Here is a 14,083-nt window from a genome sequence, read left to right as displayed (position 1 = left end):
CGTGTCTGCGCCCAGGAACAGGCCGGTCGAGGCCGTAGAGCCCGTCCCGCCCCGCAAGAACTCCCACTGCGGCAGTTGCGGAGCCCCGTACTCCGCCCTGCGGTCGGCCGATGCGTGGCCCCGGACCTGCACCCGGTGCGGCACCACGGCCTACCGCAACCCGTTGCCCGTCGCCGTGGCCCTGCTCCCCGTCTCCGACCGGCACGGCACCGGACTCGTCGTCATCACCCGCACCATCGAACCGCAGCGGGGCGGCGTCGCGCTCCCCGGCGGCTTCATCGACCACGCCGAGGACTGGCGCCACGCGGTCGTACGGGAACTCCGAGAGGAGACCGGCATCGAGGCCGCCGAAGAAGACGTCCGCCTCGCCGACGCCCTCAGCGACCCGGAAGGCCACCTCCTGGTCTTCGGACTGCTCCCGCGACGCCCCGGCGCAGAGCTGCCGCCGTCCGTGCCCACCGACGAGACATCCGGTTACGACATCCTGCACGGCCCGCGGAAGCTGGCCTTCCCCCTGCACACCGAGGCGGTACGCGCCTGGTTCGCGGGCCGCTACACCTGACCCGGGGGCCGGATTCCCCGTACCCGCACAGGACAGGTCACCCCGCTCTCCTGGCCGTCCCGCTCGACCACCACACGCCCGCCCACCAGCCGCGACGTGTACCGCTCGACCTCCGCCGGCTCCCACCCGTCGCCCGCGTCCCGCACGACCAGGCCACCCCCACTGAGCCCCGGCGGCGGAGCCCACACCTCCAGTTCCGTCCCGCCGTCCGCTCCCCGCACCGGAATCACCGCACCGGCCCGCGCCAGTACCGGAGTACGGGAGAGCGGCGCGTCCACCAGGATCTGTCCCGGCCCCTCGTACGCCATCCCGGTCGCCGTGTCGTACCACCGCCCGCGCGGCAGCCGCACCGCCCGCCGCTCCGCCCCCCGCTCCAGGACCGGCGCCACCAGCAACGCGTCACCCAGCAGGAACGCGTCCTCGCACTCCCGCAGCGCCCGGTCCCCGGGCGCGCCCCACCACAACGGGCGCACATACGGGGCCCCCGTGAGCCGGGCCAGCCGCGACAGCGTCACGAAATACGGATGCAGCCGCTCCCGTTCCGTCAGCGCCGCCCTCGCGTGCTCCAGCACCTCGGGCCCGAACTCCCACGGCTCCCTGCGCCCCGCGTCGATCGCCGCATGTGTACGGAACAACGGCAGATAGGCGCCCAGCTGGAACCACCGCAGATACAGCTCGGGCGAGGGAGACCCGTCGAACCCGCCCACATCCGGCCCGGAGTACGGCACCCCGCACAGCCCGAGACCCAGCACGAGAGCGAGCGACACCCGCAGCCCCGGCCACCCCGTCGCCACGTCACCGGACCAGGTGCCTCCGTACCGCTGCATCCCGGCCCACCCGGACCGCGAGAACAGGAACGGCCGCTCGTCCGGCCGCAGCCGGAGCAGCCCCTCGTACCCGGCACGCGCCATCGCGAGCCCGTACACGTTGTGGGCCTCGCGGTGATCGCCGCCACGGCCCTCCAGACAGTGCCTGGCCGAGCGCGGCAGCGTCGGGTCCCCGAAGGCCGCGAAGGACACCGGCTCGTTCATGTCGTGCCACACGCCGGAGAACCCCTGGGCCAGCCGTTCCTCGTACAGAGACCCCCACCAATCCCGCACAAGTGGATCAGTGAAGTCCGGATATCCGCAGGCCCCCGGCCACACTTCCCCGATCACCACCCGCCCCTCGGCATCCCGGACGAACGCCCCGTCCTCCCCGACCGCCGCACCACTGTCGAACACCGGCACGCCGGGCTCCGCCTTCACAGCGGGATCCACGATCGACACCAGCCGGACCCCGTCCGCACGCAACTCCTCGGCCAGACCGGGCAGATCGGGAAACCGCCGACGGTCGACCGTGAACACCTGGTGCGCGTCGTAGTGATCGATGTCCAGATGGAGTACGGACAGGGGGAGCCCCCGCTCCCGGTACCCGGCCACGACCCGCCGCACCTCCCGCTCGCTGCCGAACCCCCAGCGGGCGTGCTGCGGCCCCAGCGCCCACGACGGCGGCAGCGCCGGCGCACCCGTCAGAGCCGTCCAGCCTTGCAGCACCCGGGCCGGAGTACCGGCGACCACCCAGCAGCGCAGCGGCCCCCCGTCCATCCGCAGCTCACAGGTCCCCGGCCGGTCATGCCCGGAACCCGCCCCCACCTCCCCCTCCTGGAGCGTCACCCGCCCGGCCCAGGAATTGTCGTGGAAGGCCAGATGAGTCCCCGCGTCCGAGACCACCACCTGCACCGGCATCGTCAGATACAACGGATCGTCACCGGGGCCGAAGTGCCCGCCGGGGTCGGTGTTCCACAGTCCGTACACGCCGTCGCGCAGCCGCGGCCCCGACGACCGCCCGCCGAGCCCGAAGAACCGCGCGTCCGCCGGAACCTCCGACCGCTGCACCCACCGCGCCGGCCCCCCGCCCACCGGCTCCCACCAACGCGGCGGCAACTCCCGCCGCAGCACCACACCGCCCGGTGTCCGCAGCTCCACCGCCCCGTTGCGCGACACCGCCACCGTCAGCCGCTCGGAGACGACCTGCCAGCCACCGTCCTTGTCCGGCTCCAGCTCCGCCCGCGGGTCCGGCTCGGGCGCCGGACCCGGCAGGGCGTACGACGGCAGCGGCTCGGCACCGTCCCAGGCCCAGAACACCGCACCGCCCACCGCCACCCGGATGCGCAGCTCCGAACGGGCAAACCGCACCACGCCCCCGCCCGGCTCCGGGTCCGCCCCCACGACCGGCCCCGGCACCCTGGCCCGCTCCGCACCCCGCGGCGGCAGCGTCCGCGCATCCGAACGCCGACGCCGCCAGGCCGAGCGCACCGTGCGCAGCCCCCGCACCGAACCGAGCAATTTCACCGAGCGCACCAGGTCACGACCGTCCATGCGGATCACCCTGCCACCCGGTCACCCCGAAGCACGCTCCGTTCAACTTCCGTTCACCATGGCCGGAGCGCACCCGCCCGAGCGCATGGCCGGAGCACATAGCCGGACAAGCGACCATGGGCGGGCAACCCTGGTGCGCGGGACGATCACATGGCATCGTCCGTAGCAGCCGCTCACGCGCACACCCCAGCACGTGCGCGCCGAGACGCCCACCCCGCGTACCCGTACAGCCAGGGAGCCGACCCATGACCTCAGCCGCGAACGAAGCCCCCCTCTGGCAGCCAGGCCCCGACCGCATCGCGGCCGCCGCCGTCACCCGCTTCCAGAGCTGGGCCGCCGAACGCTACGGAGCCCCGGCCGAGGGCGGCTACGCGGCACTGCACCGCTGGTCGGTCGATGAACTCGACACCTTCTGGAAGGCCGTCGCCGACTGGTTCGACGTACGCTTCTCCACCCCGTACGACAGCGTCATCGGCGACCGCGCCATGCCCGGTGCCACCTGGTTCCCCGGCGCCACCCTCAACTACGCCGAGCACGCGCTGCGCACCGCCGAGGACGCCTCCCGCGCCGACGCCCCGGCGCTCCTGCACGTGGACGAGACCCACACCCAGATCCCGGTCAGCTGGTCCGAGATCCGCCGCCAGGTCGGCTCGCTCGCCGCCGAACTCCGCGCCCTGGGCGTCACCCCGGGCGACCGGGTCAGCGGCTACCTCCCCAACATCCCCCAGGCGGTCGTCGCCTTCCTCGCCACCGCGGCCGTCGGCGGGGTCTGGACGTCCTGCGCCCCCGACTTCGGCGCCCGCAGCGTCCTCGACCGCTTCCAGCAGGTCGAACCCGTCGTCCTGTTCACCGTCGACGGCTACCGCTACGGCGGCAAGGAACACGACCGGACCGGGACCGTCGCCGAACTGCGCGCCGAACTCCCCACCCTGCGCGCCGTCGTCCACATCCCGCTGCTCGGCACCGCCGCGCCCGAAGGCGCCCTCGAATGGTCCGCCCTCACCGCCGCGGACACCGCACCGGTCTTCGAGCAGGTCCCCTTCGACCACCCGCTGTGGGTCCTCTACTCCTCCGGCACCACCGGCCTGCCCAAGGCCATCGTCCAGTCCCAGGGCGGCATCCTGCTCGAACACTTCAAGCAGATCGGCCTGCACTGCGACCTCGGACCCGAGGACCGCTTCTTCTGGTACACCTCCACCGGCTGGATGATGTGGAACTTCCTCGTCTCCGGCCTGCTCACCGGCACCACCGTCGTGCTGTACGACGGCAGCCCCGGCTATCCCGACGTCAGCGCGCAGTGGCGCGTCGCCGAACAGACCGGAGCCACCCTCTTCGGGACCTCCGCCGCCTACGTCATGGCCTGCCGCAAGGCCGGCATCCACCCAGGCCGGGACTACGACCTCTCGCGCGTCCAGTGCGTGGCCACCACCGGCTCCCCGCTCCCGCCCGACGGATTCCGCTGGCTGCACGACGAAGTGGCCGACGACCTGTGGATCGCCTCGGTCAGCGGTGGCACCGACGTCTGCAGCTGCTTCGCCGGAGCGGTCCCCACCCTCCCCGTACACATCGGTGAGCTCCAGGCACCCTGTCTGGGCACCGACCTCCAGGCATGGGACCCGGCGGGCAAGCCGCTCATCGGCGAGGTCGGCGAACTCGTCGTCGCCAAGCCCATGCCCTCCATGCCGGTCCACTTCTGGAACGACCCCGACGGCAGCCGGTACCACGACAGTTACTTCGACATGTACCCCGGCGTCTGGCGACACGGGGACTGGATCACCCTCACCGACCGAGGCTCGGTGATCATCCACGGCCGCTCCGACTCCACCCTCAACCGCCAGGGCGTACGGATGGGATCGGCCGACATCTACGAGGCCGTCGAGCGGCTCCCCGAGATCCGCGAGTCCCTCGTCATCGGCCTCGAAGAGCCCGACGGCGGCTACTGGATGCCGCTCTTCGTCCACCTCGCCGCCGGCGCCACCCTCGACGACGACCTGCGCGACAGCATCAAACGGACGATCCGCGAGAACCTCTCCCCGCGCCACGTACCGGACGAGGTCATCGAGGTCCCCGGCATCCCGCACACCCTCACCGGCAAGCGCATCGAAGTCCCGGTCAAGCGCCTGCTGCAGGGGACGGACCTGGCCAAGGCGGTCAACCCGGGCTCCGTGGACGACCTCGAACTCCTCCAGTTCTACGCGGACCTGGCCCGCACCCGCCGCTGACGGCCATTGTCAGACCCAGTGGTTACGCTGAGTGAGCAACGATGCACAGCGCACAGGGGGACACATGGCGCACACGAAGTACGGCACATCCAACGGCACATCCATGCGACGCACGCTGCGCCGCGAAGCACCCAGCATCGTCGGCCTCCTGGTCGACGAGCAGGACTTCGCGGCCATGCGGCGCTACCGCACCTTCGCCTTCGACGACCACTCGGTCTACCTCAAGCAGGTGGAGGGCCTGCTCAAGACCTTCGTCGCACAGGGGATGCACACCACCGTGGCCCTCTTCGACCCCGAGGACTACACGGAATTCTGTGCGGAGTCCGGCCTCGACCCCGATGCCCGGACCAGCCGCAGCCGCTTCACCGCCGAGGTCGCGGCGGCGGGCGCCACCGTGCGCTACAGCGGACAGCCCATCGACGACCTCATCCCCCTCCTGGTCTCCCGGGCGGTCCGCCGGGCCACCTGGGAGTACGCCACGCTCGTCCTGGCCGACCTCGGCGAATGCGCCGACTGCGGCCAGGACATCGGCCGCGCCGCCTTCGACCGGGCCTCGCACCTGCTGATGCGGCTGCTGGACACCGCAGGGCCGGGCACACACCACCTCGTCTGCAGCACCCCCACGGAAAGCGAGCAACTGCTCGCCGTCCTCCACACGGAACGGGACCTCCAGGACCCGGCCCGACTCGCAACCCAGGAGGGAGCGGAGTTCGCCACTGTGCTCGCGGTGGCCGTCGCCCTGGAATCCCGTGGGGGAGTAGTGCTGCGTACGAGCACGCCCGGCGCCCCGGACCGGGTCCACGGCTGGCGGCTGACCCGCGGCAGCCTCGTCCCGCTCAGCGCGGGCGAGGTCTTCACCGCCTACTGCACTGACGCGGACACCGGTGAGCCGGTCTCCCCGGAACCCGATGTGGACTACTGCGCGGGCTTCGACATCGGCGCCGACGAACCGGAACCGCACCACTGACAGAGCCGACGGACAGAGCGGAACGGAAAGAGGTGAACGCAAAGAGGGGCTTCCCGCCGACCCGACGGAAAGCCCCTCCACCGCACGGTCCCACCGGACCGCTCGGACCTACTCGCCCGACAGCACCGCCTGAGCGGCGACCCGCGCCTCTTCGGCGGAGTCCGCCGCACGCGCCGCGGAAGCCGCACGCTCGCACTGGGCGAGCGAGTACTTCGCCAGCGTGGCGCGCACATAAGGAATGGACGCCGCACCCATCGAGAGGGAGGTGACACCCAGACCGGTCAGCACACACGCGAGCAGCGGATCGGCGGCAGCCTCACCACAGACACCGCAGCTCTTGCCCTCGGCCCGCGCGGCATCGGCGGACAACGCGACAAGATCCAGCAGCGCGGGCTGCCACGGGTCCTGGAGCCGGGACACCGCGCCCACCTGACGGTCGGCGGCGAAGGTGTACTGCGCCAGGTCGTTGGTGCCCAGCGACAGGAACTCCACCTCCTGCAGGATCGAGCGCGCCCGCAGAGCGGCGGACGGAATCTCCACCATCGCGCCGAACTTCGCCCGCAGTCCCGCCTCACGGCACGCGTCCGCGAACGCCTTGGCGTCGATACGGTCGGCGACCATCGGAGCCATGACTTCCAGGTACACCGGCAGCCCCTCGGCCGCCTTCGCCAGCGCGGACAGCTGAGTACGCAGTACGTCGGGGTGGTCCAGCAGGCTGCGCAGCCCGCGGACACCGAGCGCCGGGTTCGGCTCATCGGCGGGGGTGAGGAAGTCCAGCGGCTTGTCCGCGCCGGCGTCCAGCACCCGCACGACCACGCGCCCCTCGGGGAACGCCTCCAGGACCGCACGGTAGGCGGCCACCTGCTTCTCCTCGGACGGCGCGTGCTTGCTGTCGTCCAGGAAGAGGAACTCCGTGCGGAACAGACCGACGCCCTCCGCCCCGGCCTCCAGGGCGGCCGGTACATCGGCGGGACCGCCGATATTGGCGAGCAGCGGCACCTTGTGCCCGTCGGAGGTGGCACCGGGACCGCTCGAAGCGGCCAGAGCCGCCTTGCGTGCGGCGGCGGCGCTCTCCATCTCGGCCCGCTTCTCATCGGTCGGGTCGACGAAGATCTCGCCGGTGCTGCCGTCCACCGCGATCACCGTGCCCTCGGCCAGCTCACCGGCACCGGGCAGGGCCACCACGGCCGGAACGCCGAGCGCCCGCGCCAGAATCGCACTGTGGCTGGTGGGTCCACCCTCCTCGGTGACGAAGCCGAGCACCAGGGTCGGGTCCAGCAGAGCGGTGTCGGCGGGAGCCAGGTCGCGAGCGATCAGCACGTACGGCTCATCACTGTCCGGCACACCGGGCATCGGCACACCGAGCAGTCGGGCCACGATCCGGTTCCGCACGTCGTCGAGGTCGGCCACCCGCCTCGCCAGGTACTCGCCGGCATTGGCGAGCAGCGCCCGGTACGCGGCGAACGCGTCGTACACCGCGCGCTCCGCGGTGCTGCCGACGGCGATACGCCGTTCGACATCAGCCATCAGCTCGGGGTCCTGCGCCATCATGGCCTGGGCCTCTAGAACGTGCTGAGCCTCGCCACCGGCCAGATTGCCACGGGCAATCAGGTCGGCCGCCACCGCTTCCACAGCCTGCCGGGCGCGCCCCTGTTCGCGCTCGGCCTCCTCGGCGGGAATCTGTTTGGCGGGCGGCTCCAGCACCGCCGTACCCATATGCCGAACCTCGCCGATCGCCACACCGTGGCTCACGCCGACGCCTCGCAGCGTTGTCTCCATTTCACCCGTCTCCGATTGTGCGGTAGTCGTGCCACCGCGGTGGATGTCCAACTGGCTGTTACCGCGACGCAGGTGTCACTGCCAGCCGAACAGCGTGTCGCCGACCTTCACGTCGCCGTCCTCGCGGACGTCGGAGAGGGAGTCGGGCGTGGCCTCAAGTGCCACGATCGGACAAATGGGTGACTTGCCGGCTGCTTCGACGCCGGACGGGTCCCAGCGCACGATGCTCTGGCCACGCGTCACGGTGTCGCCCTTGTTCACGAGGAGTTCGAAGCCCTCGCCATTGAGCTGGACGGTGTCGATCCCGAGGTGCGTCAGTACACCGTGTCCCTGCTCGTCCACGACGACGAACGCATGGGGATGGAGGGAGACAACGATGCCGTCGACCGGCGACACCGCCTCGGACGGCTCGCGCACGGGGTCGATGGCGGTTCCGGGACCCACCATCGCGCCGGAGAAGACCGGGTCGGGAACCGCGGTGAGTCCGATGGCGCGTCCGGCAAGAGGGGACGTCACGTTGGTCATGGGGAGCCTCCCAGGGGGTGGAGATTCATGGTGTCGCCGCCGCGGCTGATGGGGGACGGCGTACTGCTCAGCAGCGTAAGTCATATGAAGTCCCGGTTCCGCCCGAGACCTACCGGTTGACGGACCTAGGGGTGCACCAGAAGCGATTTGCCTCGACTCCCGGTGGCCTGTACTGTCGTACTTCTGCCTGACCCCAACGCGACTTTGAGTCGGGGGTCGGCGGCGACTATTAAGCCCAGACTCTAACCCGGTTGGCGCTCCTGCATGTCTGCAGGAGGTTGGTCAGGGGAACGGAAAAGGGCTGATAGAGTCGGACTCGCCGGAAAGGGAAACGCGAAAGCGAAGAACTGGAAAGCGAAAACTGCTTGACCCGCTTCGACCGGGAATCGGACACGAAAGAGTCTGATAGAGTCGGAAACGCAAGAACACGAAGGGAAGCGCCCGGAGGGCCCCGGTGAAACGGGACCGAAGGAAGCGTCCGTTCCTTGAGAACTCAACAGCGTGCCAAAAGTCAACGCCAGATATGTTGATACCCCGGCCTGCTTCGGCAGGTTGGTGGTTCCTTTGAAAGTCCTACCGGCGCCTCACGGTTCCGGTGGGCAATTACACAGCGAGGACGCTGTGAACGACTGGTCTTATTCCGACCGGTCGTTCCGCTCTCGTGATGTGTGTCCCGATTACGGGAAAACATTCACGGAGAGTTTGATCCTGGCTCAGGACGAACGCTGGCGGCGTGCTTAACACATGCAAGTCGAACGATGAAGCCTTTCGGGGTGGATTAGTGGCGAACGGGTGAGTAACACGTGGGCAATCTGCCCTTCACTCTGGGACAAGCCCTGGAAACGGGGTCTAATACCGGATAACACTCCTGCCTGCATGGGCGGGGGTTAAAAGCTCCGGCGGTGAAGGATGAGCCCGCGGCCTATCAGCTTGTTGGTGGGGTAATGGCCTACCAAGGCGACGACGGGTAGCCGGCCTGAGAGGGCGACCGGCCACACTGGGACTGAGACACGGCCCAGACTCCTACGGGAGGCAGCAGTGGGGAATATTGCACAATGGGCGAAAGCCTGATGCAGCGACGCCGCGTGAGGGATGACGGCCTTCGGGTTGTAAACCTCTTTCAGCAGGGAAGAAGCGAGAGTGACGGTACCTGCAGAAGAAGCGCCGGCTAACTACGTGCCAGCAGCCGCGGTAATACGTAGGGCGCAAGCGTTGTCCGGAATTATTGGGCGTAAAGAGCTCGTAGGCGGCTTGTCACGTCGGATGTGAAAGCCCGGGGCTTAACCCCGGGTCTGCATTCGATACGGGCTAGCTAGAGTGTGGTAGGGGAGATCGGAATTCCTGGTGTAGCGGTGAAATGCGCAGATATCAGGAGGAACACCGGTGGCGAAGGCGGATCTCTGGGCCATTACTGACGCTGAGGAGCGAAAGCGTGGGGAGCGAACAGGATTAGATACCCTGGTAGTCCACGCCGTAAACGTTGGGAACTAGGTGTTGGCGACATTCCACGTCGTCGGTGCCGCAGCTAACGCATTAAGTTCCCCGCCTGGGGAGTACGGCCGCAAGGCTAAAACTCAAAGGAATTGACGGGGGCCCGCACAAGCAGCGGAGCATGTGGCTTAATTCGACGCAACGCGAAGAACCTTACCAAGGCTTGACATATACCGGAAAGCATCAGAGATGGTGCCCCCCTTGTGGTCGGTATACAGGTGGTGCATGGCTGTCGTCAGCTCGTGTCGTGAGATGTTGGGTTAAGTCCCGCAACGAGCGCAACCCTTGTTCTGTGTTGCCAGCATGCCCTTCGGGGTGATGGGGACTCACAGGAGACTGCCGGGGTCAACTCGGAGGAAGGTGGGGACGACGTCAAGTCATCATGCCCCTTATGTCTTGGGCTGCACACGTGCTACAATGGCCGGTACAATGAGCTGCGATGCCGCGAGGCGGAGCGAATCTCAAAAAGCCGGTCTCAGTTCGGATTGGGGTCTGCAACTCGACCCCATGAAGTCGGAGTTGCTAGTAATCGCAGATCAGCATTGCTGCGGTGAATACGTTCCCGGGCCTTGTACACACCGCCCGTCACGTCACGAAAGTCGGTAACACCCGAAGCCGGTGGCCCAACCCCTTGTGGGAGGGAGCTGTCGAAGGTGGGACTGGCGATTGGGACGAAGTCGTAACAAGGTAGCCGTACCGGAAGGTGCGGCTGGATCACCTCCTTTCTAAGGAGCACTTCTTACCAGGCTTCGGTTTGGTCAGAGGCCAGTACACCGGCGAATGTTCGGTGCTGGTTGCTCATGGGTGGAACGTTGACTACTCGGCACGACAGGTTGTTTTTCACTAGTACTGCTTCGGCGTGGAACGTGAGGGGTGATCGGTCGGGTCGGGCACGCTGTTGGGTATCTGAGGGTACGGACTCGTTTGAGTCTGTCCTTCGGTTGCCGGCCCCAGTGAACTCACCTGTAAGGGTGGGGTGATGGGTGGCTGGTCGTTGTTTGAGAACTGCACAGTGGACGCGAGCATCTGTGGCCAAGTTTTTAAGGGCGCACGGTGGATGCCTTGGCACCAGGAACCGATGAAGGACGTGGGAGGCCACGATAGTCCCCGGGGAGCTGTCAACCAAGCTTTGATCCGGGGGTTTCCGAATGGGGAAACCCGGCAGCCGTCATGGGCTGTCACCCGCTGCTGAACACATAGGCAGTGTGGAGGGAACGAGGGGAAGTGAAACATCTCAGTACCCTCAGGAAGAGAAAACAACCGTGATTCCGGGAGTAGTGGCGAGCGAAACTGGATGAGGCCAAACCGTATGCGTGTGATACCCGGCAGGGGTTGCGCATACGGGGTTGTGGGATCTCTTTTTCATGGTCTGCCGGCTGTGAGACGAGTCAGAAACCGTTGATGTAGGCGAAGGACATGCGAAAGGTCCGGCGTAGAGGGTAAGACCCCCGTAGCTGAAACATCAACGGCTCGTTTAAGAGACACCCAAGTAGCACGGGGCCCGAGAAATCCCGTGTGAATCTGGCGGGACCACCCGCTAAGCCTAAATATTCCCTGGTGACCGATAGCGGATAGTACCGTGAGGGAATGGTGAAAAGTACCGCGGGAGCGGAGTGAAATAGTACCTGAAACCGTGTGCCTACAAGCCGTGGGAGCGTCGCTGTATGTGCTTGCACATGCAGTCGTGACTGCGTGCCTTTTGAAGAATGAGCCTGCGAGTTTGCGGTGTGTTGCGAGGTTAACCCGTGTGGGGAAGCCGTAGCGAAAGCGAGTCCGAATAGGGCGGTTTAGTAGCGCGCTCAAGACCCGAAGCGGAGTGATCTAGCCATGGGCAGGTTGAAGCGGAGGTAAGACTTCGTGGAGGACCGAACCCACCAGGGTTGAAAACCTGGGGGATGACCTGTGGTTAGGGGTGAAAGGCCAATCAAACTCCGTGATAGCTGGTTCTCCCCGAAATGCATTTAGGTGCAGCGTCGTGTGTTTCTTGCCGGAGGTAGAGCACTGGATAGGCGATGGGCCCTACCGGGTTACTGACCTTAGCCAAACTCCGAATGCCGGTAAGTGAGAGCACGGCAGTGAGACTGTGGGGGATAAGCTCCATGGTCGAGAGGGAAACAGCCCAGAGCATCGACTAAGGCCCCTAAGCGTACGCTAAGTGGGAAAGGATGTGGAGTCGCAGAGACAACCAGGAGGTTGGCTTAGAAGCAGCCACCCTTGAAAGAGTGCGTAATAGCTCACTGGTCAAGTGATTCCGCGCCGACAATGTAGCGGGGCTCAAGCGTACCGCCGAAGTCGTGTCATTCGTACACATATCCCCAACGGGAGTACGGATGGGTAGGGGAGCGTCGTGTGCCGGGTGAAGCAGCCGCGGAAGCGAGTTGTGGACGGTTCACGAGTGAGAATGCAGGCATGAGTAGCGATACACACGTGAGAAACGTGTGCGCCGATTGACTAAGGGTTCCTGGGTCAAGCTGATCTGCCCAGGGTAAGTCGGGACCTAAGGCGAGGCCGACAGGCGTAGTCGATGGACAACCGGTTGATATTCCGGTACCCGCTTTGAAACGCCCAGTACTGAATCAGGCGATGCTAAGTCCGTGAAGCCGGCCTGATCTCTTCGGAGTTGAGGGTAGTGGTGGAGCCGATGAACCAGACTTGTAGTAGGTAAGCGATGGGGTGACGCAGGAAGGTAGTCCAGCCCGGGCGGTGGTAGTCCCGGGGTAAGGGTGTAGCCCGTGTGGTAGGTAAATCCGTCACACATCAAGGGTGAGACCTGATGCCGAGCCGATTGTGGTGAAGTGGATGATCCTATGCTGTCGAGAAAAGCCTCTAGCGAGTTTCATGGCGGCCCGTACCCTAAACCGACTCAGGTAGTCAGGTAGAGAATACCGAGGCGTTCGGGTGAACTATGGTTAAGGAACTCGGCAAAATGCCCCCGTAACTTCGGGAGAAGGGGGGCCATCACTGGTGATCCGATTTACTCGGTGAGCTGGGGGTGGCCGCAGAGACCAGCGAGAAGCGACTGTTTACTAAAAACACAGGTCCGTGCGAAGCCGTAAGGCGATGTATACGGACTGACGCCTGCCCGGTGCTGGAACGTTAAGGGGACCGGTTAGTGCACTTTCGGGTGTGCGAAGCTGAGAACTTAAGCGCCAGTAAACGGCGGTGGTAACTATAACCATCCTAAGGTAGCGAAATTCCTTGTCGGGTAAGTTCCGACCTGCACGAATGGCGTAACGACTTCTCGACTGTCTCAACCATAGGCCCGGTGAAATTGCACTACGAGTAAAGATGCTCGTTTCGCGCAGCAGGACGGAAAGACCCCGGGACCTTTACTATAGTTTGATATTGGTGTTCGGTTCGGCTTGTGTAGGATAGGTGGGAGACTTTGAAGCGGCCACGCCAGTGGTTGTGGAGTCGTCGTTGAAATACCACTCTGGTCGTGCTGGATGTCTAACCTGGGTCCGTGATCCGGATCAGGGACAGTGTCTGATGGGTAGTTTAACTGGGGCGGTTGCCTCCTAAAGAGTAACGGAGGCGCCCAAAGGTTCCCTCAGCCTGGTTGGCAATCAGGTGTTGAGTGTAAGTGCACAAGGGAGCTTGACTGTGAGACCGACGGGTCGAGCAGGGACGAAAGTCGGGACTAGTGATCCGGCAGTGGCTTGTGGAAGCGCTGTCGCTCAACGGATAAAAGGTACCCCGGGGATAACAGGCTGATCTTCCCCAAGAGTCCATATCGACGGGATGGTTTGGCACCTCGATGTCGGCTCGTCGCATCCTGGGGCTGGAGTCGGTCCCAAGGGTTGGGCTGTTCGCCCATTAAAGCGGTACGCGAGCTGGGTTTAGAACGTCGTGAGACAGTTCGGTCCCTATCCGCTGCGCGCGCAGGAATATTGAGAAGGGCTGTCCCTAGTACGAGAGGACCGGGACGGACGAACCTCTGGTGTGCCAGTTGTCCTGCCAAGGGCATGGCTGGTTGGCTACGTTCGGAAAGGATAACCGCTGAAAGCATCTAAGCGGGAAGCCTGCTTCGAGATGAGTATTCCCACCCTCTTGAAGGGTTAAGGCTCCCAGTAGACGACTGGGTTGATAGGCCAGATGTGGAAGCCTGGTAACGGGTGGAGCTGACTGGTACTAATAGGCCGAGGGCTTGTCCTCAGTTGCTCGCGTCCACTGTGTT

Annotated in this window: 6 protein-coding genes and 2 rRNA genes; 5 read left to right on the top strand and 3 right to left on the bottom strand. The window is 65.8% G+C overall.

Going from position 1 to position 14,083, the window contains the following annotated elements:
- The first annotated feature begins 1 nt into the window (after position 1).
- Positions 2 to 562, top strand: coding sequence for an NUDIX domain-containing protein (locus A6A29_RS23085; RefSeq protein WP_073722491.1), 561 nt, complete (start codon positions 2 to 4; stop codon positions 560 to 562).
- Here the strand turns inward: A6A29_RS23085 and A6A29_RS23080 are convergent.
- Entirely contained in the window at positions 553 to 2,922 is a 2,370-nt protein-coding gene (locus A6A29_RS23080) for a glycoside hydrolase family 31 protein (protein ID WP_073722558.1), read from the bottom strand. The two genes, A6A29_RS23085 and A6A29_RS23080, sit on opposite strands and share 10 nt — an antisense overlap.
- A 245-nt stretch (positions 2,923 to 3,167) precedes the next feature.
- On the opposite strand from A6A29_RS23080, the gene A6A29_RS23075 reads away from it, so the two are divergent.
- Positions 3,168 to 5,144: an acetoacetate--CoA ligase gene (locus tag A6A29_RS23075; RefSeq protein ID WP_073722489.1), complete on the top strand. Its 1,977-nt coding sequence runs from the start codon at positions 3,168 to 3,170 to the stop codon at positions 5,142 to 5,144.
- 64 nt (positions 5,145 to 5,208) lie between these two features.
- A complete protein-coding gene (locus A6A29_RS23070) occupies positions 5,209 to 6,111 on the top strand; it encodes a hypothetical protein (RefSeq protein WP_073722487.1) in 903 nt (300 codons plus the stop codon).
- 108 nt (positions 6,112 to 6,219) lie between these two features.
- Here the strand turns inward: A6A29_RS23070 and ptsP are convergent, their stop codons facing one another.
- The gene (gene ptsP, locus A6A29_RS23065; RefSeq protein WP_073722485.1) at positions 6,220 to 7,890 is read right to left on the bottom strand and encodes a phosphoenolpyruvate--protein phosphotransferase; all 1,671 of its coding nucleotides are present in this window, start codon (positions 7,888 to 7,890) and stop codon (positions 6,220 to 6,222) included.
- Between the two features lie 75 nt (positions 7,891 to 7,965).
- The gene (locus tag A6A29_RS23060; RefSeq protein WP_073722483.1) at positions 7,966 to 8,415 is read right to left on the bottom strand and encodes a PTS sugar transporter subunit IIA; all 450 of its coding nucleotides are present in this window, start codon (positions 8,413 to 8,415) and stop codon (positions 7,966 to 7,968) included.
- Positions 8,416 to 9,105: 690 nt separating this feature from the next.
- Here A6A29_RS23060 and A6A29_RS23050 point away from each other — a divergent pair.
- Positions 9,106 to 10,631: ribosomal RNA gene (locus A6A29_RS23050) — 16S ribosomal RNA — on the top strand.
- A 305-nt stretch (positions 10,632 to 10,936) separates the two neighbouring features.
- A 23S ribosomal RNA gene (locus A6A29_RS23045) occupies positions 10,937 to 14,061 on the top strand.
- Together the 16S and 23S rRNA genes form the textbook arrangement of a ribosomal RNA operon.
- Positions 14,062 to 14,083: the final 22 nt, after the last annotated feature.

Origin of the sequence: Streptomyces sp. TSRI0281 (genome assembly GCF_001905125.1) — a bacterium.
Taxonomy (GTDB): Bacteria; Actinomycetota; Actinomycetes; order Streptomycetales; family Streptomycetaceae; genus Streptomyces.
This window is presented reverse-complemented; position numbering and strand designations above follow the sequence as displayed.